Genomic DNA, 22,339 nt, shown 5'->3' with positions numbered 1-22,339 from the left:
CCCGTGGACCTGTACGACCGGCTCTACCGTGCGCTCGGGCTGCCGAAGCGCATCGTGTCGCTGCGCACGATCGTGTTGGCCGCGGCGCTCGGCGTCGTCACCACGGTCATCATCATCGGGACCTGGGTGTGGATCGGCGTCACCAACGAGCAGTACAGCCAGCTCGACCGGCGCCTCGACTCGATCAGCAGCCTCGGCGATGTCAGCACGCTGCTCTCCGACGCGATGAAGAACGACGGCGACGCCCCGGTGGTCGACCCCGACCTGGTGCGCACCGCGCGCATCGGCGGTGCGACGGTGTCGGTGCCCTCCGATGTGGTGCTGCCGGAGTTCCCCGACGGTTTCCAGACCACCACCATCAACGGTGTGCAGTACCGGGTCCGCACCTTCACCGCGGGCCAGGCATCGATTGCCCTGGGTTCGACACTGACCGACACCGAGCGTCAGATCGACAACCAGCACCGCCGGGTGCTGCTCATCAGCGGCGGTGTCATCGGCGGCACCATGGTGGTCGGGTGGATCATCTCGGCAATCATGATCACCCCGTTCCGGCGACTGGCCCAGCAGGCCCGCGCCATCAACGCCCAGTCCAACCCGGACGAGGTGAACGTGCGCGGGGTGTGGGAAGCCAGTGAGATCGGCGAGGCCGTCGAGGGCATGCTCGCTCGCATCGGCGACGAACAGCAGCGCACCAAGGCAGCGCTGGAGTCGGCGCGTGACTTCGCCGCCGTCGCCTCCCACGAACTGCGCACGCCGTTGACCGCGATGCGCACCAACCTTGAGGTGCTGGCCACCCTCGACATGCCCGATGACCAACGCGCGGAGGTGCTCGGCGATGTCATCCGCACGCAGTCGCGGATCGAGGCGACCCTCTCGGCCCTGGAACGACTGGCCCAGGGTCAGTTGGCCACCTCCGACGACCACGCTCCGGTCGACCTGACCGATCTGCTCGACCGCGCCGCCCATGACGCGATGCGGGTCTATCCCGAGCTCGACGTCTCACTGGTGCCCGCGCCCACGGTGCTGATCCTCGGGTTGGCGGCCGGGCTGCGGTTGGCCGTCGACAACGCGATCGCCAACGCGGTCAAGCACGGTGATGCCACCAGGGTCCAACTGTCGGCGGTCAGCTCACGCGAGGGTGTGGAGATCGCGGTCGACGACGACGGCTGCGGCGTCCCCGAGGAGGAACGCACCAAGGTGTTCGAACGGTTCTCCCGCGGTTCGACGGCATCGGCCTCGGGATCCGGGCTGGGGCTGGCGCTGGTGGCCCAGCAGGCCGAATTGCACGGAGGGACCGCCTCGCTGGAAGCAAGCCCGCTGGGTGGGACCCGGTTGTTGTTGCGGTTGCCCGCGCCGCATTAGGGCATGCCGGCAGCTAGGGCAACCGGCGCAGGCTGAATGCGAGCGTGCACACCACGCCGGCGATGAAGGACACGAGCAGCAGGCCGGTGTTCACGATCGATCCTCGTTCTCCCGCGGGTGCGGCTTGACCGCCAGCACCAGCACCGTCCAGGTCAGCGCCGATCCGAGCGCGAAAGCCAGCAGGTAACCGAACCACTGCATCAGGAAATCCATGACCGCCCCTGACTATCCCGGCACCGGCGGTGCCGTCGAGAGCACCGCGATATCGTCGACGACCTTGAGGTCCGGCCAGGCTGCGCCGACGGCCTGTTCCAAGCGTGTTTTCGCGATATCGGACTGCGCCGTGCCGGACAGCGTGATGTTGGCGCCCTCGATACTGAATCCGAAGTCCGACAGCGGCGCACCGGCCTTGAGCACACCGTCGAATCGGGTGAGGTCGGCTGCCGTGACGCCGTCGATGGGGGTCAGCAGGTCGAGCACGGTGGTGCCGGGAAGATTGTTGCGCACCTTGTCCACGGCAAACGCCACCGAGGCCGGGTCGGGCAGCTGACCGGACAAGACGACGTCATTGCCTTTGCGCCGCAACGAGAACGGCGCCACCATCGCGTCCGGCCGGGCCGTGTCGGTGTCCGTGGCGGTGGTGGCGATGACGGGAAGGTCGGGCAGTGCCTGGCGTTGCGGTGAGCCCGCCCAACCGATCAACCCCAGGCCCAGCGGCACCACGATCAACGCCGCCAACCAACCGACGCCCGGCGCGCGCCGGTAGTAACGCGCCGCCGGGCGCCGGTGGGAGGTGACCATCGACTGTCGCTCAGCGGGCGCCGAGCAGATCGATGACGAAGATGAGCGTCTTGCCGGACAGCCGGTGACCTCCGCCCGCGGGACCGTAGGCCTGCTCCGGCGGGATGGTGAGCTTGCGGCGGCCGCCGACCTTCATCCCCGGAATACCGTCCTGCCAGCCCTGAATCAGTCCGCGCAACGGGAACTCGATGGATTCACCACGGTTCCACGAACTGTCGAACTCCTCGCCGCTGTCGTATTCGACGCCGACGTAGTGCACCTCGACGTTGCCCCCGGGCACCGCTTCGGCGCCGTCACCGACGATGATGTCTTCGATGGTCAGCTCGGTGGGCGCCGGGCCATCGGGAAATTCAATCTCAGGTTTCGTTGCCACGATTTACAACCGTAGTCGGGCAGACTGACTTTGTGGCCTTGGACGCGGACACCGATCTGGACGTCGTCATCGTCGGCGGCGGGCACAACGCATTGGTCGCCGCCGGGTACCTGGCCCGCGCGGGCCGGCGCGTCAGAGTGCTCGAACGGTTGGACCACGTCGGCGGTGCGGCGGTCTCCGCGCACGCCTTCGACGGTGTCGATGCCCGTCTGTCGCGGTACTCGTATCTGGTGAGCCTGCTGCCGCGGCGCATCATCGACGACCTGGGTGCCCGGCTCCGACTGGTGCGTCGCCGCCAGTCGTCCTACACACCCGACCCCGCGACCGGCGGGGCGACCGGCCTGCTCATCGGACGCGACAGCACGTTCGGCGCGGTCGGTGCCGGCGCCGACGAGGCCCGGTTCGCCGAGTTCTACCGCCGCGTGCGACTGGTCACGACGGCCTTGTGGCCCACCCTGCTTTCTCCGCTGACGACCCGCGCGGCGGCACGCGACCGCGTGCTGACAAGCGGTGATCCGGCGGCCGCGGCGGCCTGGCAAGCACTCATCGAAGAGCCGATCGGCCACACCATAAGGGCGGCGGTGAGCAGCGACCTGGTCCGCGGTGTGCTGGCCACCGATGCGTTGATCGGGACGTTCGCCGCCACCGACGATCCCTCGCTGATCCAGAACATCTGCTTTCTGTACCACCTGCTGGGCGGTGGCACCGGCGACTGGGAGGTGCCCGTCGGCGGCATGGGAGCGGTAAGCGGTGCACTGACGGCGGCTGCATGCGGTTTCGGCGCCGAGATCGTGACCGGCGCTGACGTGTACGCGATCAGCCCGGATGGCGAGGTGCGTTACCGCACAGGCGAAGTCGACAACCTCGTGCGGGGTCGCCATGTGCTGGCCGGTGTGACGCCCGCGACACTTGCCCGGCTGCTCGGTGAACCCGAGCCCCCGGTGGCTCCCGGTGCGCAGATCAAGGTGAACCTGATGCTCACCCGGTTACCGCGCCTGCGCGACCCCGGCGTGACACCGGAACAGGCGTTCGGGGGCACCTTTCATATCAACGAGACGCTGCATCAGCTCGATTCGGCGTACACGGCGGCGGCGTCCGGCGCTTTGCCCGAGCCGCTGCCGTGTGAGATCTACTGCCATTCGCTCACCGACCCGAGCATCCTTTCCGAACCGTTGCGCCGGTCGGGTGCGCACACCCTGACCGTGTTCGGTCTGCACACCCCGCATCACCTGTTGGACGGGTTGGATCCCGACACCGCCCGACTCCGGCTGACCGCGGCCACCCTGCATTCGTTGAACACCGTGCTGGCCGAACCGATTCAAGATGTCGTGATGCGGGACCGGGATGGCCGACCGTGTGTCGAGGCTAAGACGACCGACGATCTGGAGCAGGCGTTGGGTATGACCGCGGGCAATATCTTCCACGGGGCCCTGAGCTGGCCGTTCGCCGAGGACACCGAAGAACTGGACACCCCCGCGAAACGCTGGGGTGTGTCCACCGCCCACGGGGCGATCATGTTGTGCGGCTCGGGAACTCGCCGTGGTGGCGCGGTGTCCGGTATCGGCGGACACAACGCCGCGATGGCGGTGCTGGAGAGCTAGCCGCGCGCGGTCTTTCGCAGAATCTCCTGTAGCGCTGCCAGATCCGCTTCACTGAGAGAGCGCATCATATCGGGAGCGGGATTGTCGACGCTGTCGATGGCGGCCACCAGCTCACGGCCGGCCTCGGTGAGCGACACCTTCTTGCAGCGCCTGTTGTCGGGATCGGTTTCCCGGATCACCAAACCGCGTTTGGTGAGATCGTTGACCGCGACGGTGGCCGCCGGCGCGTCGATGGTGGCCGCGTCGGCGATCTCCTTGACCGACAGCGCGCGGTCGGCCAGCCGGCTGATGATGCGGATCCGACTGAACGGCAGTCCCGTTCGTTCGACGACGGCGCGTTTCCAGGTGTCCTGGTTGTTGATGACGACCGCGGACATCAACCGCCACACGTCATCGGCGAGGTCAGACATCGGCGCGCACCTTCGGCCCCTCGATGAGCGGCGCCAACCGGCGTGCCGACTCCATCGCCCGCGACGAGGTCGACACCACGCCGAGCCCGGCGATGACGATACCGAGCACCACACACGTCGACCAGAGCGGACGGGCGGCGTCGGCGAAATTCACGGCCGCCGCACCGTGGGGCGATCCGGCCGCCGCCAGCGCTGCACCGGCGATCGAACCGCACAGCGCCACACCGATACTCACGCCGATCTGTCGGCTGGTGCTGGTGACCGCGGACGCGGCACCCGCCCGGTCCAGCGGCATCCCGCTGACGGCTGCGTTGGTGATGGGTGCGTTGACCATCGAGAAACCGATACCGAACACCGCGAAGACCAGCATCAGCGTCCACACCGCGGCGTTCTCCGGCAGCAGCACCAGCACGGTCGAGGCCACCGCGATCATCAATCCCGAGATCACCAGTGACGGCCGGGCCCCATACCGCCCGACCATGCGTCCCGACAGCGGCGAGAAGATCAACGCTCCGACCGCGATGGGCAGATAGATCAGTCCGGTCTGTACGGCCGAGAAACCGCGCGCACCCTGGAGATACAGCGACATCATGAACAGCAACGCGCCCCAGGATGCGAAGGCACAAATGGCGATCACCGTCGCCGAGGCGAACGGCACGCTACGGAAGAAGCGCAGATCGATGAACGGGTCCGCGCGCCGGGATTCGAAACGCAGGAATGTCGCGAAGGCCACCAGCGCCACCGCGGCGGCACCGATCACGCGGTAATTGTCCCAGCCCAGCGCCGGCCCCTCGATGAGCGCGAAGACCGTCCCGAACAGGAACAGCACGGCCAGAATCTGGCCGACCGGATCGACATTGCGCATGGTCGCGGACTTCGTCTCCGGCACGAACAGGGCAGTCAAGACGATGGCGGCCAGACAGATCGGCAGGTTGATCCAGAACACCGCGCGCCAGCTGATCAGATGGATGAGCAGACCGCCGACGGTGGGACCGAGCGCCATCGCGATGCCGACGACGGCTCCCCAGACGCCGATGGCCCTGGCCCGCTCGACCGGCCCGGTGAACACCTGCGAGATTATGGACAACGCAACCGGATTGAGCATCGAACCACCGATGGCCTGCAGGAAGCGCGCGGCGATCAGCGCGTCGATACCGGGGGCCAGACTGCACAACAACGAACCGACGGCGAAGACGGTGAGCCCGATCTGGAACACCCGGCGCCGCCCGAAGCGGTCCCCCATCGCCCCCGAGAGCATCAGCAACGAGGCCAGCACCAGGGTGTAGATGTCGATCACCCACTGCAGCTGGGAGGCCGTCGCCCCGAGATCGGCGCGGATCGACGGGATCGCGACGTTGACGATGGTGGCGTCCATCGACACGATCAGCAGACTCAGGCAGCAGGACGCCAGAATGATGCGTTTCCGCGCCGGCGTCATGCCCGCCACTGCATCGCGACCCAGACCGGGGACAGTTGTATTCACACAACTATTGTGAAACTACAACCGTCCCACCGTCAACCCGAACCCCTTCGAAAGGCGGGGGCGTGGCGGAAGACCGCGTCAGCGAGCGCCGAGGTCGACGTAGTCGCGTTCGGTGTAGCCGGTGTAGATCTGGCGCGGGCGGCCGATCTTCGAAGGCTCGGAGTGCATCTCCTGCCAGTGCGCGATCCAGCCAGGCAGCCGGCCGAGGGCGAACAGCACGGTGAACATGCGGGTCGGGAAGCCCATCGCCCGGTAGATCACGCCGGTGTAATAGTCGACGTTCGGGTAGAGCTTGCGCTCCACGAAGAAGTCGTCGGTGAGCGCGATCTCCTCGAGCTGCTTGGCGATGTCGAGCAGCGGATCCTCCACGCCGAGCTTGCCGAGGATCTTGTCGGCCTGCTCCTTGACGATGCGGGCCCGCGGATCGTAGTTCTTGTAGACGCGGTGACCGAAGCCCATCAGCTTCACGCCGTCCTCGCGGTTCTTGACCTTCTTGACGAAGGTCGCCACATCGTCGCCGCCGTCGCGGATCTTGGTCAGCATCTCCAGGACAGCCTGGTTGGCGCCACCATGCAGCGGACCCCACAGCGCGTTGATGCCACCGGAGATCGAGGTGAACAGGTTGGCCTGCGAGGAACCCACCAGCCGCACCGTGGAGGTCGAGCAGTTCTGCTCGTGATCGGCATGCAGGATCAGCAGCATGTCCAGGGCGCGGACGATCTCGGGATCGACCTCATAGGGTTCGGCCGGGAAACCGAAGGTCATCCGCAGGAAGTTCTCGACCAGGGTCAGCGAGTTGTCCGGGTACAGGAAGGGCTGCCCCTCGGACTTCTTGTAGGCGTAGGCGGCGATCGTCGGCAGCTTGGCCAGCAGGCGGATCGTCGACAGCTCGACCTGCTTGCGGTCCAGCGGATCCAGCGAGTCCTGGTAGTAGGCGCTCAAGGCGTTGACCGCCGAGCTCAACACCGGCATCGGGTGGGCGTTGCGCGGGAATCCGTCGAAGAACCGCTTCAGGTCCTCGTGCAGCAGGGTGTGCCGCTGGATCTGGTTGGTGAACGACTCCAGCTGCTCGGCGGTCGGCAGCTCTCCATAGATCAGCAGGTAGCTGACCTCGATGAAGGTCGACTGCTCGGCCAGCTGCTCGATCGGGTAGCCGCGGTAGCGCAGAATGCCGGCGTCGCCATCGATGTAGGTGATAGCGCTCTTGGTGGCAGAGGTGTTGACGAACCCACCATCGAACGTGGTGTAGCCGGTCTTGGAGAGCAGCGGCCCGAGGGCGATTCCGTCGGAGCCCTCCGTGGCCTTGACGATGTCGAGGTCGATCTGACCGCCCGGATACGACAGGGTTGCCGTCTCGTCAGGGCTGGAGTTTTCGGCCACTTGAACCCCTTCTGTGGTCTGGGCTGCGCGTCACTACTGGACGGTAGTCGCTTACGTTACGTCGCGCCTGCGCGGGGTTCATCCTCGGGTACCTCGGTCGACGGCACCTCCGGACCCCAAGGTCGCCACGTGCGGACCAGCAGGTCATAGGCAGCTTGGATACGGGTGGCGACGATCTCAGGCTCGATCGGTGGGTACCCGGGCGTGCCGAGACCGTGACACGCTGTGTTCATCACCACAGTCCAGGTCTCCAGCACCAGGTAGACCGCATCGTGGTCGGTCGACACCCCCATCCGCTGAGCGACGGCGCGCACCGTGGGAAATCGATCCTTCTGTTCCCGGTACGGAATCGCGGTCACGTTCAGACTCGCCGACGAGTTCACGATCTGGATCAGAGCAGCCATCCGCTTGAAGATCGGCGTCTGCTCACCGCCCGGCCCGGGCTGCAGGGCAACCAGATGCGCCCGCAGCATCGCTTCGTACTCGGTGATGCCGTGGGGCAGCGCCGACAACTCCGCCGCGACATAGGCGGCGGTGTCCTCGACGATCGCGATCACCACGGCGTCCTTGGTCGGGAAGTAACGGCTGAACGTACGCGGGGAGACCTCGGCCGCCGCGGCGATCTGTTCGACCGTGGTGTTGTCGTATCCGTGTCGCTGGCACAGCTCGGCCGCGCTGGAGATCAAAGTGGCCCGAGTACGCAATTTCTTGCGCGCCCGCAGCCCCTCCGGCTGATCAGACATTCGTGGGTAGATCGGTTTCGGTCAGGACCGGAGCGGTCACGATGGGCGCCACCGGACCGGACAGGTCCGCCGGAGCGTTATCGGTGCTGAACAGTTCCCCGGCGAACCCGGCGACATGCCGGCACGCGCGGTTCAGGCGATCGGCCATCACCAGTGGACCCAGCGCCGTCCCGTCGTCGTCGGCGACGAGATCACCGCAGGCCGCGATGATGATCGCCGAGAACAGCGAAAGGCCGAGCAGCATCCGCTGGTCGTCGGCAGGCACACCCATCTGGTCGGACAACGCGGCGACGACGCTGTCGTTACGGAAATCGAATGCACTCTGACGCAGCGCATCTGCGCTGTTGATGATCCGCAGGATCAGCACGACACGCTCGCTGGTCAGTCGGCCGACTCCGCCGGCGGCGGTGCGCGTCAGCACCGAAACATGTGCGGCCCGCAATGCTTCCAGGGGTCCGATACCCCGTGGAAGTCGACGCAGTTCCAGCGCGATCTCCTCGGACAACTCCTCGAGCAGGGTCAGGAAGACCGCTTCTTTCGTGGCAAAATATCGACTGTAGGTCCGCGGGGACACCTCGGCCAGCGCGGCGATCTGGTCGACGGTGGTCGTCTCGTATCCCTGGCGCAGGCACAGCTGCAGCGCGGCGTCGATCAACGTCGTGCGGGTCCGCTGCTTCTTCCGTTCGCGCAAACCGAGATCGGTTTGCCTGTTCGCCGCAGCCACCCGAGGATGGTAACCCGTGCGACTGAGACTGCACGGTAGGTTTCCGGTGGGCTTCGCCACGCGGACACGACCGCTAGGGCTGTAGCCGCGCGATGCGCGCCCCGGCATCGGTGACCCGAATCCTGTTATGCACCCGGTTTTCCCGGCCCTGCCAGAACTCGACCACCTCGGGCGCGATCAGATAACCACCCCAGTTCGGAGGCACCGGAACCGCTTCCGTTTCGGCGAAACGCGCCGTGACGTCGACGAGTTGGTCGAGCAGGACGGCCCGCGACGCGATCGGGTGCGATTGGCGCGACGCCCACGCCCCGAGCTGAGATCCGCGCGGCCGCTTGGCCCAATAGTCGGCCGTGTCGGCGGCGGACACTTTCTCGACCGGGCCGCGGATGTGCACCTGCCGACCGAGTCCGTACCAGGGGAAGGTCGCCGAGGCATACGGCTGTATTGCCAGCTGCTCACCCTTGTCGGAGTCGTAGTTGGTGAAGAACGTGATCCCGGCTTCTGTCGCCCCCTTGCACAAGACGGTCCTGGTGGCCGGCCGCCCCTGCGCGTCGACGGTGCCCACGACCATGGCGTTGGGTTCGGTCAGCCCTGCGGTACGCGCATCGGAAAGCCACCTGTCGAACAGCGCCAGCCAACCGTCTGCCAGCCAGTCGGCGTCGAGGTCGGCACTGCCGTCCTTCTCCACCGATCCGTACTCGGCGCGCATCCGGGCCAGTTCCTCGGGTTCCATTTGCAAGACGGTACGCCCATGCCGCACCTCCCCGGCGAGTGCGAGAATCTTCGATATGGCGCAGGAATCAGTGGTTCCACCTGATCGTCCCGACGCGTTCACCGCCGGACTGGAAGGCGTTGTCGCGTTCACCACCGAGATCGCCGAACCCGACAAGGACGGCGGCGCGCTGCGCTACCGCGGTGTCGACATCGACGACCTGGTATCGGACCGGGTCACTTTCGGTGATGTGTGGGGGCTGCTCGTCGACGGCGATTTCGAGCGCGGACTGCCGCCCGCCGAGCCATTTCCGTTGCCGATCCATTCCGGCGATGTCCGCGTCGACGTCCAGGCCGGGTTGGCGATGCTGGCGCCCATCTGGGGCTTTTCACCGATCCTCGATATCGACGATCACACCGCCCGTGAACAACTCGCACGCGCATCGGCGATGGCGCTGTCCTATGTCGCCCAGTCGGCCAGAGGAATCCACCGGCCTGCGGTGCCACAGCGGTCCATCGATCAATGCCCGACTGTCACAGCGCGTTTCATGACCCGTTGGCAGGGTGAACCGGACCCAAGCCATGTCGAGGCCATCGACGCGTACTGGGTGACGGCGGCCGAGCACGGGATGAACGCCTCCACCTTCACCGCCCGGGTCATCGCCTCCACCGGCGCCGACGTGGCCGCCGCATTGTCCGGGGCGGTCGGTGCGATGAGCGGCCCGTTGCACGGTGGAGCGCCCGCGCGCGTGCTGCCGATGATCGAGGAGGCCGAACGCTCGGGCGATCCCGCTGCCGTGGTGCGCGGCATCCTCGACCGCAGGGAAAAGCTCATGGGCTTCGGGCATCGGGTGTACCGGGCCGAAGATCCGCGCGCCCGGGTGCTGCGTGCGACCGCAGAACGACTGCGCGCGCCACGCTTCGAGGCTGCAGCCGCCTTCGAGCAGGCGGCGCTGGCCGAGCTGCGCGAGCGCCGTCCCGATCGGGCCATCGAGACCAATGTGGAGTTCTGGGCCGCGGTCATCCTCGACTTCGCGCAGGTGCCGCCGTCGATGATGCCGGCCATGTTCACCTGTGCCCGGACCGCCGGCTGGTGCGCCCACATTCTGGAGCAGAAGCGGTTGGGCAAGCTGGTGCGCCCGGCCGCGGTCTACGTCGGCCCTGCCCCGCGCACACCGGAATCCGTGCCGGGCTGGGACCGGATCCGTCGATGACGGTGCTGGATCCGTCCATGACGGTGTTCGACTCGGCCGCACGCTCTTTCGAGCAACTCATACGTGGACTCGGCGCTACGGACTGGGACGGGCCGGGCCTGGGTGACTGGGATCTGCGTGCCTTGGTCGGGCATACGTCGCGGTCGCTGGTGACGGTGATCGAGTACCTGAAACAGCCCGCACCCACCGGCGAGCTGGTCGACGCGCCGGGGTACTACCTCGCGGTCCGTGATTTCAGCGTCGCAGCCGGGGCCGAGGCGATCGTCGAGCGCGGCAGGCAGGCCGGTCGCGATCTCGGCGACGACCCGGCTGCCGCGGTCTCGGCACTGGTCGCCACCGCGTGCGCGGATGTGGAGCAGGCCGGCGACCCGGCAATCGCGGTGATCGGCGGAATCGGCATCACGTTGTCGGAGTATCTGCAGACCCGCATCTTCGAACTGGTGGTGCACGGCCTGGATATCGCCCGTGCCACAGGCCGTGACTACCAGCCGTCCGCGGACGTGCTGGAAGCCGCAAACGTCCTGGCAGCCAGGATCGCGACCCGGTCGGGCCGCGGCGGGGCACTGCTGCTCGGCCTCACCGGGCGCGCCGAGCTGGGCGACGGATTTTCGGTCGTCTGAGGCTGTCGCGATGAGAATCGCTGTGCTGCCCGGTCCATATGACGACCCATCCCGACATCTGAGGAGGCACCATGGCCATCGACATCACCCCCGCCGTCATCCCACACCTGGTCGTCCACGACGGCGCCGCAGCCATCGATTTCTACGTCAAGGCGTTCGGTGCCACCGAGCTGGGCAGGTTGCCCGGCCCGGACGGCCGACTGGTGCACGGCGCCGTACAGATCAACGGGTCGACGGTGATGCTGGCCGACGACTATCCCGAGTACTGCGACGGTCAGTCCGAGACGCCGAAGAATCTCGGTGGCACACCGGTCACCATCCACCTGGTGGTCACCGATGTCGATGCCGCCTTCGCGCGGGCCACCGAGGCCGGTGCCGAGGTGGTGATGCCACTCGAGGACGTGTTCTGGGGCGACCGGTACGGCGTCGTGCGGGATCCGTTCGGACACAAGTGGTCGCTGGGCCAACCGGTGCGTGAGGTCAGCGACGAGGAACTGTCGAAGGCTATGCAGGAGTTCCCGTGACCCTGGGCAGGTAGAACTCCAGCAGGTCCGTCGGCAGGCCGTTGGCCCCCGTGATCTGACTGATCGCCGAGATGCTGGCGGGCTTGGGGGTGCGCTCCAGCTCAGGGGTGCTCGGATCGGAACCGTACAGGCCGAACTGCAGGTGATAGCCGTCGGACCACTCCAGGTTGTCGACGAACGACCAGTATGTGTATCCGCGGATATCGGTGCCCTGGGACACCAGATCCTGCACCACGGCGATGTGGTTGACGATATAACCGGGCCGCTTGGTGTCGTCATCGTCGGCGACACCGTTCTCGGTGATCCACAACGGTTTTCCGTAGGACGCCGCCACCTCGAGCACCTCGCGGAAGCCGCCGGGGTCGATGGGCTGGTTGAAATCACTACAGGTCTGCTCGGCTGCCTGGCAGCGCAGCGGGATGCCCTGCAGGAAGTTGAATCCGGGCACGGGCGCGAACCCGAAGCCGACCATCGGCTGCGAGCCGTAATACTGCACGCCCATGAAGTCGACCTTGTCGGCGAAGCCGGGCCGCACCTCATCGGCGTCCTTGTGCCCGTCGAAGTTCAGGTCTACCCAGCCGTCGATGACGGCATTGGGGAACCATTCGTTGAAGACCCGGTTCCAGGCGTCGGCGGCCGCCACATCCTGTGGGTTCACCGGATCGGACGGGCGGGCCGGAACCATGTTGTTGGCGAAGCCGACGAACGCCGTCGCGTCGTACTTGTGGATGGCGTCATAGGCCGCCACATGGCCGCGGGCCTCGTTGACGAGGAAATGCACGGCGAGGTCGGGGCGCAGCACGCCGGGTGGCCAGGCCGGGACGATGCCGGGGATGGACAGGAACTGGGTCATCACCGGCGGGACCGGCTCGTTGATGGTGACCCAGTTGTCGACCTGATCGCCGAACGTCCATGCCAGATAGGCGGCGTACTTCTCGAATTCGACCGGGGTCCGCGCCGACAGCCACCCGGCACGCTCGACGGGCAGACCCAACTGGGTCAGCGGACGGGCCGCGACCGGGTCGTGTATCCAGATCGGCAGCGTGAAGTGGTTGACGGTCACCAGCGGTTCCAGTCCGTGCGCACGCAGCGCCGCGAACACCGCACGGTAGTGGGCGACCTCCTCCTGATCGGCCAAGGCATCGAGTGCCTGCAGATCGGCGAGACTGACCCCGCCGCCTTCGTCACCGATGTCGATGGCGGCCGTCGAGTTCGGGAAGATCCGGCTCCATTCGATGGACATCCGGAAGGTGTTCATCCCCAATTCATTTCGGGCCAGCTCGGCATCGGACTCATAGGACACATAGGTGCCGGGCCCGTTCTCCGGAAGGCCCTTGGTCAACCCCAGTGCCTGGTTGATGGGATCGTGCACCCAGGCGTACCAGTCCGAGTTCGGGTCGATCGGAGAACCGGGACCACCCTCGGCCTGGAATCCGGCGTGCGCCACGCCCCAATGGAAGTCGTCGGGGAAGGACAGGTCGATCCCTTCGACCGGAGCGACGGTGACGGTGATCGTCTTGGCCACAGCGTGACCGCCGCCGGGATTCAGCAACTGCCCGATGATCGGTATGTGCTGGAGGAATCCGAGTGGGCCGTGCCAGTGCACGCCGGAGTGCTCGTCGGACACCACCACGGTGAAGCGGTCGGTGCCGCCGACGGCAGCCATCGCGTTCATCGGCCGGTAGATGAAGGCACCGGTGTTCTGGTCGATCACGACCGAACCACCGTTGGCCGGTCGTCCCACCACCGTGTAGGTGAGGGCGTCACCGTCGGGGTCGGTTGCGCCGACGTTGCCGGTGACCAGACCGGTGCTGGTCTGGGTGGTCTCGCCGGAGTAGTCGATGCGCGGACCGGAGTTGAAGAATTCGCGCCGGACGAAGGCCAGGACCGCCCACAGCGACGGCGGACCGGTCGGGCCGGCAGGCAGGCCCGCGGCGAAAGGCGCCAACACCGCACCCACGAAGCTGCGGATCACATTGACCACGTAGCCGATAGCGGTCACCGGGTTGGGCAGCGTCGGCGTCCAAGCCGTGGTGGCCGCCGTGGTGGCCGCGGCGGTGGGCAGCGCGGCTGCGGACATCGCAGTGACCTCGGGAAGCGGCGCAGCGGTGGTGCTCGACCGTTCGACGGAGGCCGCGCGCGAGTCCTGCCGGGTGTCGGCGGGTTCGGGTGATTCCCGGGCGACCCGGGTATCGCGTGCCTCGAACACAGTGCGCGTGCCGGTTCGATCCGAGGGCCGCTGCAACGGTACGTCGCCCGGAGACGCTTCGCCCTCCTCGGCATCCTCGACAGCGCCGGCCTCACCGCCATCGTCCGGTTCAGCGGTGTCGTCCGGTTCAGCGGTGTCGAGTTCCTCGGGAACGTCTTCCTCGGGAACTTCTTCCTCGACGGCCTCTTCCTCGGGCGCGCCTTGTCCCGGTGCGCCGACCTGGGTCTGCGCACCGCCGGTCGTGTCGTCACCGGCGTCCGGTGTCACCGACTCGCGGTTGTCCGGCGCGTCCTGAGAGCTCGGGGAATCGCGGGAGTCCGCGGCGGGTGAATCGGCCAACGCCACACCCGGTGAACCCGTTCCGACGGCGGTCCAGATACCGACCGCCATTGCCAATCCAGCCGCCCGACCACAACGCATGCATTTCCGTATACACGCTCGGCACCGCCGGTGACCGCGTTTTGGCCGGTCTTCAGCGCCGCAGCCCCGCGAGCAGCCGCTTGCCCAGTGGCGCACGCGGCGCGACGGCCGCCGCGCCGAGCATGTCGGGAATCTGAGTGAACTTGCTCCGCGGACGTACCCCGCCACCACGGGCGATCTCGGCCGCATCGATGGCACGCCAGCCCGCGGCGTCAACGACCGCGGGCTGGCGGCCTCGGACCAGCTTGTCCAGCGCCGCCGGCCTGTGATCCGGGTCGCCGAGCCGTCCTCGGTTGTAGTCTTCGACAAGCCGGCGCACGGTCTCGGCCGCACACGACTTGTTGGTGCCGATGAAGCCCGTGGGACCACGCTTGATCCAGCCGGCCACATAGGTACCCGGCGAATCGGTCACCCGGCCCCCTTCGTTGGGGACGACGCCCGCGGCCTCGTCGAATGGCAGATCCGCGATCGCCCTGCCGCGGTACCCGATAGAAGTGAGCACCATTGCTGCGTCGAGCACACTGGCACCGGAGCCGGTGAACTCGATACCGGTGACTCGCTGGTCGCCGAGCACCCGATGCGGTGTCACGTTGTATGCCAACCTGATTCGCGGCCGGGTGATCGGCGCCGACGCGTCCCCGAGTTTGGTGAGAATCTCCAGCTTGTTCCTGGTCAACGCATCGGTCGCGGTGACCAGGTCCGCGACCACCTGCTGATGATCGGCCGCGTCGAGCACCACATCGCAAGTGTTGGTCAGGCCGATGAGCTCCGGGAGGGTGAAGGCCGAGAACTGTGGACCGCGCCGGGCCGCGATCACCACTTCCTGGACGCGCGAAGACCGCAGCGCGCGCAGTGCGTGATCGGCGATATCGGTGCGTTCCAACTGATCCGGGTCGGAGGTCAGGATCCGGGCCACGTCGAGCGCGACGTTGCCGTTGCCGATGATGACAACCCGCTCACCGCTGAGGTCCACCGCCAGATCGGTGAAGTCGGGATGGCCGTTGAACCACGCCACCACCTCGGTGGCGGTGCCGGTTCCCGGCAGGTTCATGCCCTCGATGTCGAGCCGACGATCATTGGGTGCGCCGACGGCATAGAGCACCGCGTGATGGTGCTCGAGCAGATCGGCGTGCGAAAGATGCTTGCCCACCTCGACATTGAGATAAAGCGTCAGACCGTTCTGCTCGACCATCCGGTCGAACAGTTTGGTGACCCGCTTGGTGCTCTGGTGGTCGGGCGCCACCCCGGCCCGAACCAGGCCGTAGGGCGTCGGCAACTTCTCGAACATGTTCACCCGGACCCCTCGCTGGGTGAGCAGTTCATCGGCCGCGTACATGGCCGCCGGCCCGGAGCCGACGATCGCCACCGTCAACGGTCCCTTGCGCGGCTCGATCCGCGGCGCCTCGAGCACCGGGGCCAGCTTCGAGGTCGGCGGAATCCGACCCTCCCGCTTCGGATAGAACGCCGCGTTGAGTTCGATGAACGGCAGCTGGTTATCGGTCAGCTTGGTATCCGGTGAAATGGCCCCCACCGGACACGCGGTGACGCAGGCTCCGCAGTCGACACACGCGAGCGGGTCGATGTAGAGCATTTCCGCGGTCGCGAAACCCGGCTCATCCGGCGAAGGATGGATGCAGTTGACCGGGCACGCATAGACACAGGACCCGTCGCTGCAACACGACTGGGTGACGACATGCGGCATGACCGGCGCTAGGCCACGCTGACCAAGTGCTCACGCGCAGGTTCGCTGCGGTACCGGGCGGGCGGTCCGTCGATCTTGCAGAGCTTCCAGATCAGCTTCGCGATCGGGTTCATCAGACCGGTGTCATGGCACAGCATGCGCACATCGGAGAACATGTTGCGCAGGAACATCCGGGATTCGGGCGCCGAGAAGAAGATCTCCTTGCGCACCGAGCGCGGAATGTCGAATTCCTTCCAGAACTCACGCGGCGGCACCACGATCGCCGAACACAGGGTGCGCATGGTGAGCGGGACGAAGATCGAGAGCATCCAGCGCTGCTTGCGGCGCAGCGTCGGGACCCGCTTGTGCAGGTACTGGTGCGCGAAGGAGATGTGCCGCGCCTCCTCGGCCACGTGAATCGCCATGACGCGCTCCATGATCGGATGCAGGGACTTGCCCTCGCGCAGCACGTTCTTCTGGGTGTGGTCGATGGGTTCCTCGCCGGCCAGGACGCCGAAGAAGAACGGAATGGGGAACGGGCCTGCGGCCAGCGGGATGATCGGCTGCAGCCATTTTAGCAGCTTGGGCATACCGGGGACGTCCACGCCCATCCGGTTCACCATCTCCTGGAACATCAGGGTGTGGTTGCACTCTTCGACCGACTCGTGCAGGCAGTAGCGGTATTCCGGTGAGCCGTTGGGCACCCAGAACGAGTACTCCATGAGGCCGCGGATGAGGATGTTCTCGAAGTGCAGGCCGACCTTGGCCACGTTGGCCTGGCGCCACATGCCGATCTCGATCTGCCGATCGACGGGCTGAGCCTGGTACCACGGGTGGCCGCCGATCGGGTCGGTGGCGGGCAGGATCCAGCGCTCGTCGTTCGGGATCACGGCGAACTCGGGCGAATCCCATTCGATGTCGTTGAACGGGTTGAAGCTACGGCGGACGGAGCCCTCGGAGAGGGTCTGCAACATCTCGACGTATTCGGTGTCATCCCGGACGTCCATGTTCTTACGCCACCGCTGGATCACGCGTGTCCTGGCTTCTTTGACCGCCATGTCGAGGCCTCCTTGCCTTGCCCGGCTCGCCTGCCCGGGGGTTTACATTCGATCGCTCGATGTCTAGGGACAGTACCCGCGGTCCCACTAAATAAACAGGGGTTTTGCCCAGCTGTGGGACAGCCGGGTTACCTGGGTCACATGTGATCGCAGTCACTGTTTTGGTGGAGCTGAGCGGCAAAAGTGACATCCCCGTAGCTAAGATTCGCCCGTCACTCTCGGCGGACGGGGAAGCTCATGAGTACACGCAAGCGCGTCGACATCACCGCCGGGACGGGGTCTGGCTCCAGCGGGAAAAAGAAGTTCCTCCTGATCGGCGTCGCGGCGGTCTTCGTGGTCATCGGCGCGATCATCCTGTCCTCCTGCGCCACCCAGATCGGGCCGGGACAAACCGCGGTGAAAGTCGACGACTACTGGCTGATCCCCGCAGACCCGAAGGTCGACGGGTGTATCGAACCGGAAACCTCGGCGTTCAACCCGCCGGGCGGCTTCAAGGCCTACCGCTACCCATCCCGACAGATCAGCTGGGATGCCACCGGCAGCCCCGATTCCGAAGCCGATCCCACGATCGTGGTCTCCAACGCCACCGCGCCGGCCGAGCTTCGGGTTCCCGTCGTCATCACCTTCGATCTGACCAGCGACTGCGACATGCTGATGGACTTCCACCGCGATTTCGGTACCAAGTACCAGGGCTGGCTGGACGATGACGGCCTGGTCACCACCGGCTGGGTGAACCTGCTGCGCTACGTGATCGGACAACCCGCCGAACAGGTGCTGATCAGCGTTGCCCAGAAATACACCTGGCGCGAGATCTGGAATGACGAGAAGGTGCGCATCGAATTCCAGAACGCACTGCGCGACGCACTGCCCGGCGCATCCAAGGCCCGCACCGACGGCCGGGAGTTCTTCACCAACTTCCAGGTGACCGTGATGAAACCGGATCCCGTGGACCAGGGCCTCAAGGACGCCATCATCGCCGAGCAGAAGGCCATCGCCGATGCCCGCGCCGCCGAGGCCAAGGGTGTCGCCGATGCCAACGCCGCGCGCGCGAAGGCCGAAGCCGACCGGGCCGCCGCCCAAGCGCAGACCGAACTCGCCCGCCAGGTCGCCTTGCAGAAGCAGGCCGAGATCGCCGGCTATCCGAATGTCGAGGCATATCTGCGGGCGCTCGCCATCGAGCATGGACAGAACCCGTACCAGCCGACCTATGTGGTGCCCCAGGCCCAAGGCTGACCCAGCGGTAAAAACCATGTGCGCGGACCGATAATCTTGGCGGCATGGCCGAACTGACGATCCCCGCCGATATCAAGCCGAACGACGGACGGTTCGGCTGTGGACCGTCGAAGGTCCGGCCCGAGCAGCTGGCCGCCCTGGCCGCGGCGGGTGACCTGTTCGGCACCTCGCACCGGCAGGCGCCGATCAAGAATCTGGTCGGCCGCGTCCGCGACGGCCTGCGCGAGCTGTTCTCCGTGCCCGAGGGATACGAGGTCGCCCTGGGCAACGGCGGGTCGACGGCGTTCTGGGACGCTGCGGCATTCGGCCTGGTCGACAAGCGCTCACTGCACCTGACCTACGGCGAGTTCAGCGCCAAGTTCGCATCGTGCGTGGCCAAGAATCCGTTCGTCGGCGATCCGATCATCGTCAAGACCGACCCGGGGACCGCGCCGGAACCCACCTCGGATCCGTCGGTGGACGTGGTGGCCTGGGCACACAACGAGACCTCGACCGGTGTCGCGGTGCCGGTGCAGCGCCCCGCCGGTGACGCGTTGGTGCTCATCGATGCCACCTCGGCCGCAGGCGGACTACCCGTCGACATCACCGATACCGATGCCTACTACTTCGCGCCGCAGAAGAACTTCGCCGGTGACGGCGGTCTGTGGCTTGCGGTGCTGTCGCCTGCGGCGCTGGCCCGTATCGACGCGATCGCCTCGAGTGGTCGCTGGGTGCCGGATTTCCTTTCGTTGCCGATCGCGGTCGAGAACAGCCTGAAGAACCAGACCTACAACACCCCGGCCGTGGGCACGCTGATCCTGATGGCCGAACAACTGGACTGGCTCAACGGCAACGGTGGCCTGGACTGGGCGGTCAAGCGGACCGCTGATTCCTCGCAGCGGCTGTACTCGTGGGCCGAGGCCTCGGAGTTCGCGACGCCGTTCGTCGCCGATCCCGCGCTGCGCTCGCAGGTCGTGGGCACCATCGACTTCAACGACGACGTGGACGCCGCGGCGGTGGCCAAGGTGCTGCGGGCCAACGGCATCGTCGATACCGAGCCCTACCGCAAATTGGGCCGCAACCAGCTGCGCATCGCGATGTTCCCCGCCGTCGACCCCGAGGACGTCAGCGCCCTCACCCAGTGCGTCGATTGGGTGGTCGCAAACCTCTGAGCCTGCCGACCCCAGCGTGTCTGCGCGGTAACGGACGGATAACAACGTAGGGTGCGCGAAGGAGGTCACTATGCGGGAACTCAAGGTCGTCGGACTCGATGTGGACGGCAAACGAATCATCTGCGAGGCTCCCGACTCCGGTGACAACTTCGCCATCCGTGTCGACAATCGCCTGCGCGCTGCCGTGCGCGGCGACAAGGCGACCTCAAATCAAACCGAGATCGAGGTCGAGGTGACCCAAGGCTTGCGCCCCAAAGAGATCCAGTCCAGGATCCGGGCCGGCGCATCCGTGGAACAGGTCGCCGCGATCGCCGGTGAGGACATCGATCGGATCCGCCGCTTCGCCAACCCGGTACTGCTGGAACGGGCGCGTGCGGCCGAGCTCGCCACCGCCGCACATCCGGTGCTGGCCGACGGACCGTCTGTGCTGACCCTGCTGGAGACCGTCACCACCGCGATGATCAACCGGGGCCTGGATCCGAACGCGACGAACTGGGATGCCTGGCGCAACGAGGACGGCCGCTGGACCGTTCAGCTGTCCTGGAAGGCCGGCCGCTCGGATCTGCAGGCACATTTCCGCTTCACTCCCGGATCGCACGGGGGCACCGTGGCGGCCTTCGACGACAGTGCCTCCGAGCTGATCGATCCGAATTTCGCGCCAAGGCCGCTGCGGCCGGTGGCCGCGGTCGCGCAGCTGGACTTCGAGTCTCCCGCAGCAGCGCCCGTGGCCGGTCCTGTGACGCCGCCGGTGCCTGCGCCGGCCGCCGTCGTGCCGCCGGTCGCCCAGTCCGCTCCGCTGCCTCCCGTAGCGGCGCCGACTCCCCCGCCGGTGACCCAGCCCGAGCCCGCAGTGGCAGAGGCGTCCGTGGCTGAGAAGACCGAGGACACCGTCGCAGAGGCCGCGCCCGAACCCGCGACCCCCAAGCCGCGTCGCGCCCGTAAGGCCAAGCCGTCCGTCCCCGCCTGGGAAGACGTGCTGTTGGGCGTGCGGTCCGGCACCCAGCGCTGATCTGCCATCGCTCGCTAGAACGGCGGGTCGCCGTCGAGGGCGATCTGTAGTGCGTTGCGGGCCCGCTCGGCATTGACGCGGTATTCACGGTCCTGTTTTCGGGTGCGCTGTCGCGTCGGCAGGGCAGGTTCGCGGTCGTCCTGGTCGATGAGGCTGATGCGTCGTGTTCGCGGTACGTCGGCGCGAATGGTGTTGTGAGGGAACAGAACTGCGGCCAGCGGCCTGGTCGTGTACGTGTGGCCGGTGGGCGCCCTCCACGTCGTTGAGCCATCCGCATGGGCGGTGGGTGTCCAACCGGTGTTCAGTGTTTTGACGAGGTGGTGCTCGCGGCAGTAGGGGCGCAAGTTGCCGGGGTGGGTGGCTCCGGCAGGCCACGGGGTGAGGTGGTCGATGTCGGCTTTGTGCGCGGGGCGTCCGCAGCCGGGGAAGGCACAGGTCATGGCTGTCATGCGGACGTAGGCCGACAGCTTGGCAGACGGGCGGTATCGGGTCTCGGAGCCCATGTCGGCGGAACTGCTGAGGGGCCGGACTCTCGCACCGGTGTTGATGAGTTCGGTGAGCAGGTGGGCCGGGATGATGGCGCCGTCCAGCGAGATGCCGGCTCCGGCGCCGGGCGGGGCGTACTGCGCGGCAGGTGCTTCCGGCGGCGCGGCCGGTTTCGGCTGGGCACCGGGCGCGGTGTCCGGAGAAGGATCTCGGGGCGCGGCCAGTTCCTCGGCTGGCTGATCCTCGTCGGGTCCGTCGCCCGGCCCGCGATCGGGTTCGACCGGCCCCGGCTCGGCACCCTCGCCGGCATCGGGGTTCTGACTGGTGAGCACGTAGATGTTGACGGCGCTGGCGCGCGGATCTTTACCCGAACCCATGCAACTGCTGTCACCGCACAGGCAGGTGAGTCGGTCGGCGCCGGCTGCCAGCGCGGCGATGGCGTCGGCGCGGCGTTCGCGTTTGGTGCGCGGATCATCGGGGCAGACACCGCCGGCCAACTCATCGGCGCGGGCATCGGTGATCTTGGCGTCGGTGGTGCGCATCCGGCCCCAGAAGGACACGACACCGTCGGGGTCATCCTTGTCGCCGAATTCGAGGTAGCGGTCCTTGGCCGCGGCCTTGGACCGGATGACCGCCAGCGGATCGTATTTGTGGACCCAGAAGTCGACGGCCGCGGTCAGCGCGTTCTCCGACAACACTCCGAACCCGTGGGCGTTCTCGGCGATGCCGGCATCGATCAAGGCCAACGCGCCAGGGTCGGTGACCAGGTGGGTGCGCCAGGTGATCGCGTTGATCACCTTGGCCGATATCGCCCCGCTACTGAACACGGCGGCGGTCCGCGGGAGCCGTTCGCGCAGGGCGACTCCGATATGCATCTGAGTGTTCGCGGCGTGCGGGCCGAGGTTGCAGGCCGCGCCGACCTGGGCCTTCGCCTGAGCCCAGCCGTCGATCAACTTCAGCGCCGAAGCGTCGTCCTCGTCATCGCACCAGCGCGAGGTGACTTCGGCGATGAAGGCCAGCCGGCGAGCGGCAGCGGCGGACTCCTCCCGGGTGGCGGCCGCAACTGCGTCGATGAGCGCCTCATCGCTCATCTCCGACAGTTCCAACCGTTCGAACATGCTTTCGATACTACCGAGGGGGTGTGAC

Annotated in this window: 21 protein-coding genes; 8 read left to right on the top strand and 13 right to left on the bottom strand. The window is 66.9% G+C overall.

The features are described 5' to 3' along the window. Positions 1-3 precede the first annotated feature (3 nt). A complete protein-coding gene (locus IC40_RS0102995) occupies positions 4-1,362 on the top strand; it encodes a sensor histidine kinase (RefSeq protein ID WP_042509864.1) in 1,359 nt (452 codons plus the stop codon). A gap of 90 nt (positions 1,363-1,452) precedes the next feature. Here the strand turns inward: IC40_RS0102995 and arfB are convergent, their stop codons facing one another. The 3 genes from arfB to IC40_RS0102975 are packed head-to-tail and all read right to left on the bottom strand — an operon-like array spanning position 1,453 to position 2,536. Next, entirely contained in the window at positions 1,453-1,575 is a 123-nt protein-coding gene (gene arfB, locus IC40_RS28430; RefSeq protein ID WP_267880950.1) for a channel accessory protein ArfB, read from the bottom strand. 12 nt (positions 1,576-1,587) lie between these two features. Further along, entirely contained in the window at positions 1,588-2,163 is a 576-nt protein-coding gene (arfA, locus tag IC40_RS0102980; RefSeq protein ID WP_030133276.1) for a channel-forming protein ArfA/OmpATb, read from the bottom strand. Between the two features lie 10 nt (positions 2,164-2,173). Next, positions 2,174-2,536, bottom strand: coding sequence for an FKBP-type peptidyl-prolyl cis-trans isomerase (locus IC40_RS0102975; protein ID WP_019510291.1), 363 nt, complete (start codon positions 2,534-2,536; stop codon positions 2,174-2,176). A gap of 38 nt (positions 2,537-2,574) precedes the next feature. On the opposite strand from IC40_RS0102975, the gene IC40_RS0102970 reads away from it, so the two are divergent. After that, positions 2,575-4,137, top strand: a complete 1,563-nt coding sequence (locus IC40_RS0102970) for a phytoene desaturase family protein (protein WP_030133275.1) — start codon at positions 2,575-2,577, stop codon at positions 4,135-4,137. On the opposite strand, the gene IC40_RS0102965 is transcribed toward IC40_RS0102970, so the two are convergent. The 6 genes from IC40_RS0102965 to pdxH all read right to left on the bottom strand — a co-directional run bounded on the left by IC40_RS0102965 (position 4,134) and on the right by pdxH (position 9,610). After that, positions 4,134-4,547, bottom strand: a complete 414-nt coding sequence (locus tag IC40_RS0102965; RefSeq protein ID WP_030133274.1) for a MarR family winged helix-turn-helix transcriptional regulator — start codon at positions 4,545-4,547, stop codon at positions 4,134-4,136. The two genes, IC40_RS0102970 and IC40_RS0102965, sit on opposite strands and share 4 nt — an antisense overlap. Next, entirely contained in the window at positions 4,540-5,985 is a 1,446-nt protein-coding gene (locus tag IC40_RS0102960; protein ID WP_030133273.1) for an MFS transporter, read from the bottom strand. The genes IC40_RS0102965 and IC40_RS0102960 overlap by 8 nt, the downstream gene beginning before the upstream one ends. A 123-nt stretch (positions 5,986-6,108) precedes the next feature. Further along, on the bottom strand, positions 6,109-7,410 hold the full coding sequence (locus IC40_RS0102955) for a citrate synthase (protein ID WP_019510287.1): 1,302 nt from the start codon (positions 7,408-7,410) through the stop codon (positions 6,109-6,111). A gap of 56 nt (positions 7,411-7,466) precedes the next feature. Beyond that, complete coding sequence (locus IC40_RS0102950; protein WP_051644255.1) at positions 7,467-8,153, bottom strand: TetR/AcrR family transcriptional regulator; 687 nt, start codon at positions 8,151-8,153, stop codon at positions 7,467-7,469. Next, positions 8,146-8,877 (bottom strand): TetR/AcrR family transcriptional regulator, encoded by a 732-nt coding sequence (locus tag IC40_RS0102945; RefSeq protein ID WP_036469226.1) that lies wholly within the window; start codon positions 8,875-8,877, stop codon positions 8,146-8,148. Before IC40_RS0102945 ends, IC40_RS0102950 begins: the two co-directional genes overlap by 8 nt. A 73-nt stretch (positions 8,878-8,950) precedes the next feature. Continuing rightward, positions 8,951-9,610, bottom strand: coding sequence for a pyridoxamine 5'-phosphate oxidase (gene pdxH / locus IC40_RS0102940; RefSeq protein ID WP_036469224.1), 660 nt, complete (start codon positions 9,608-9,610; stop codon positions 8,951-8,953). A gap of 55 nt (positions 9,611-9,665) precedes the next feature. Between pdxH and IC40_RS0102935 the strand changes: the two genes are divergently transcribed. The 3 genes from IC40_RS0102935 to IC40_RS0102925 all read left to right on the top strand — a co-directional run bounded on the left by IC40_RS0102935 (position 9,666) and on the right by IC40_RS0102925 (position 11,946). Then, the gene (locus tag IC40_RS0102935) at positions 9,666-10,802 is read left to right on the top strand and encodes a citrate synthase 2 (RefSeq protein WP_030133268.1); all 1,137 of its coding nucleotides are present in this window, start codon (positions 9,666-9,668) and stop codon (positions 10,800-10,802) included. Beyond that, a complete protein-coding gene (locus tag IC40_RS0102930; RefSeq protein WP_030133267.1) occupies positions 10,799-11,422 on the top strand; it encodes a maleylpyruvate isomerase family mycothiol-dependent enzyme in 624 nt (207 codons plus the stop codon). Before IC40_RS0102935 ends, IC40_RS0102930 begins: the two co-directional genes overlap by 4 nt. A gap of 71 nt (positions 11,423-11,493) precedes the next feature. Beyond that, a complete protein-coding gene (locus tag IC40_RS0102925) occupies positions 11,494-11,946 on the top strand; it encodes a VOC family protein (RefSeq protein WP_030133266.1) in 453 nt (150 codons plus the stop codon). Here IC40_RS0102925 and IC40_RS0102920 read toward each other — a convergent pair. From IC40_RS0102920 to IC40_RS0102910, 3 genes are all read right to left on the bottom strand, one after another. After that, positions 11,927-14,545, bottom strand: coding sequence for a family 1 glycosylhydrolase (locus IC40_RS0102920; RefSeq protein WP_081843297.1), 2,619 nt, complete (start codon positions 14,543-14,545; stop codon positions 11,927-11,929). The two genes, IC40_RS0102925 and IC40_RS0102920, sit on opposite strands and share 20 nt — an antisense overlap. Positions 14,546-14,627: 82 nt before the next feature. Next, on the bottom strand, positions 14,628-16,277 hold the full coding sequence (locus tag IC40_RS0102915) for an FAD-dependent oxidoreductase (RefSeq protein WP_030133264.1): 1,650 nt from the start codon (positions 16,275-16,277) through the stop codon (positions 14,628-14,630). Positions 16,278-16,285: 8 nt separating this feature from the next. Then, positions 16,286-17,314 (bottom strand): AurF N-oxygenase family protein, encoded by a 1,029-nt coding sequence (locus IC40_RS0102910; protein ID WP_030133263.1) that lies wholly within the window; start codon positions 17,312-17,314, stop codon positions 16,286-16,288. Between the two features lie 237 nt (positions 17,315-17,551). On the opposite strand from IC40_RS0102910, the gene IC40_RS0102905 reads away from it, so the two are divergent. The 3 genes from IC40_RS0102905 to sepH all read left to right on the top strand — a co-directional run bounded on the left by IC40_RS0102905 (position 17,552) and on the right by sepH (position 20,707). Continuing rightward, on the top strand, positions 17,552-18,547 hold the full coding sequence (locus IC40_RS0102905) for an SPFH domain-containing protein (RefSeq protein ID WP_081843296.1): 996 nt from the start codon (positions 17,552-17,554) through the stop codon (positions 18,545-18,547). 44 nt (positions 18,548-18,591) lie between these two features. Continuing rightward, positions 18,592-19,698 (top strand): phosphoserine transaminase, encoded by a 1,107-nt coding sequence (gene serC, locus IC40_RS0102900; protein WP_030133261.1) that lies wholly within the window; start codon positions 18,592-18,594, stop codon positions 19,696-19,698. A 70-nt stretch (positions 19,699-19,768) separates the two neighbouring features. Then, positions 19,769-20,707 (top strand): septation protein SepH, encoded by a 939-nt coding sequence (sepH, locus tag IC40_RS0102895; protein ID WP_030133260.1) that lies wholly within the window; start codon positions 19,769-19,771, stop codon positions 20,705-20,707. A gap of 14 nt (positions 20,708-20,721) precedes the next feature. Here the strand turns inward: sepH and IC40_RS0102890 are convergent, their stop codons facing one another. Beyond that, positions 20,722-22,311, bottom strand: coding sequence for an HNH endonuclease signature motif containing protein (locus IC40_RS0102890; protein WP_030133259.1), 1,590 nt, complete (start codon positions 22,309-22,311; stop codon positions 20,722-20,724). Positions 22,312-22,339: the final 28 nt, after the last annotated feature.

Source organism: Mycolicibacterium neoaurum ATCC 25795, from assembly GCF_000691525.1.
Taxonomy (GTDB): Bacteria; Actinomycetota; Actinomycetes; order Mycobacteriales; family Mycobacteriaceae; genus Mycobacterium; species Mycobacterium neoaurum.
The sequence above is the reverse complement of the archived record's forward strand: the minus strand, read 5'-3'. Positions and strand labels throughout refer to the sequence as shown.

Coding starts and splice junctions, on each gene's coding strand:
- IC40_RS0102965 (WP_030133274.1), bottom strand. CDS start 4,547: ATGTCTGACCTCGCCGATGACGTGTGGCGGTTGATGTCCGCGGTCGTC.
- IC40_RS0102935 (WP_030133268.1), top strand. CDS start 9,666: ATGGCGCAGGAATCAGTGGTTCCACCTGATCGTCCCGACGCGTTCACC.
- serC (WP_030133261.1), top strand. CDS start 18,592: ATGGCCGAACTGACGATCCCCGCCGATATCAAGCCGAACGACGGACGG.
- IC40_RS0102925 (WP_030133266.1), top strand. CDS start 11,494: ATGGCCATCGACATCACCCCCGCCGTCATCCCACACCTGGTCGTCCAC.
- arfA (WP_030133276.1), bottom strand. CDS start 2,163: ATGGTCACCTCCCACCGGCGCCCGGCGGCGCGTTACTACCGGCGCGCG.
- IC40_RS0102950 (WP_051644255.1), bottom strand. CDS start 8,153: ATGTCTGATCAGCCGGAGGGGCTGCGGGCGCGCAAGAAATTGCGTACT.
- IC40_RS0102920 (WP_081843297.1), bottom strand. CDS start 14,545: ATGGCGGTCGGTATCTGGACCGCCGTCGGAACGGGTTCACCGGGTGTG.
- sepH (WP_030133260.1), top strand. CDS start 19,769: ATGCGGGAACTCAAGGTCGTCGGACTCGATGTGGACGGCAAACGAATC.
- IC40_RS0102890 (WP_030133259.1), bottom strand. CDS start 22,311: ATGTTCGAACGGTTGGAACTGTCGGAGATGAGCGATGAGGCGCTCATC.
- IC40_RS0102960 (WP_030133273.1), bottom strand. CDS start 5,985: ATGACGCCGGCGCGGAAACGCATCATTCTGGCGTCCTGCTGCCTGAGT.
- IC40_RS0102915 (WP_030133264.1), bottom strand. CDS start 16,277: ATGCCGCATGTCGTCACCCAGTCGTGTTGCAGCGACGGGTCCTGTGTC.
- IC40_RS0102910 (WP_030133263.1), bottom strand. CDS start 17,314: ATGGCGGTCAAAGAAGCCAGGACACGCGTGATCCAGCGGTGGCGTAAG.
- IC40_RS0102930 (WP_030133267.1), top strand. CDS start 10,799: ATGACGGTGCTGGATCCGTCCATGACGGTGTTCGACTCGGCCGCACGC.
- pdxH (WP_036469224.1), bottom strand. CDS start 9,610: ATGGAACCCGAGGAACTGGCCCGGATGCGCGCCGAGTACGGATCGGTG.
- IC40_RS0102905 (WP_081843296.1), top strand. CDS start 17,552: ATGAGTACACGCAAGCGCGTCGACATCACCGCCGGGACGGGGTCTGGC.
- arfB (WP_267880950.1), bottom strand. CDS start 1,575: ATGGATTTCCTGATGCAGTGGTTCGGTTACCTGCTGGCTTTCGCGCTC.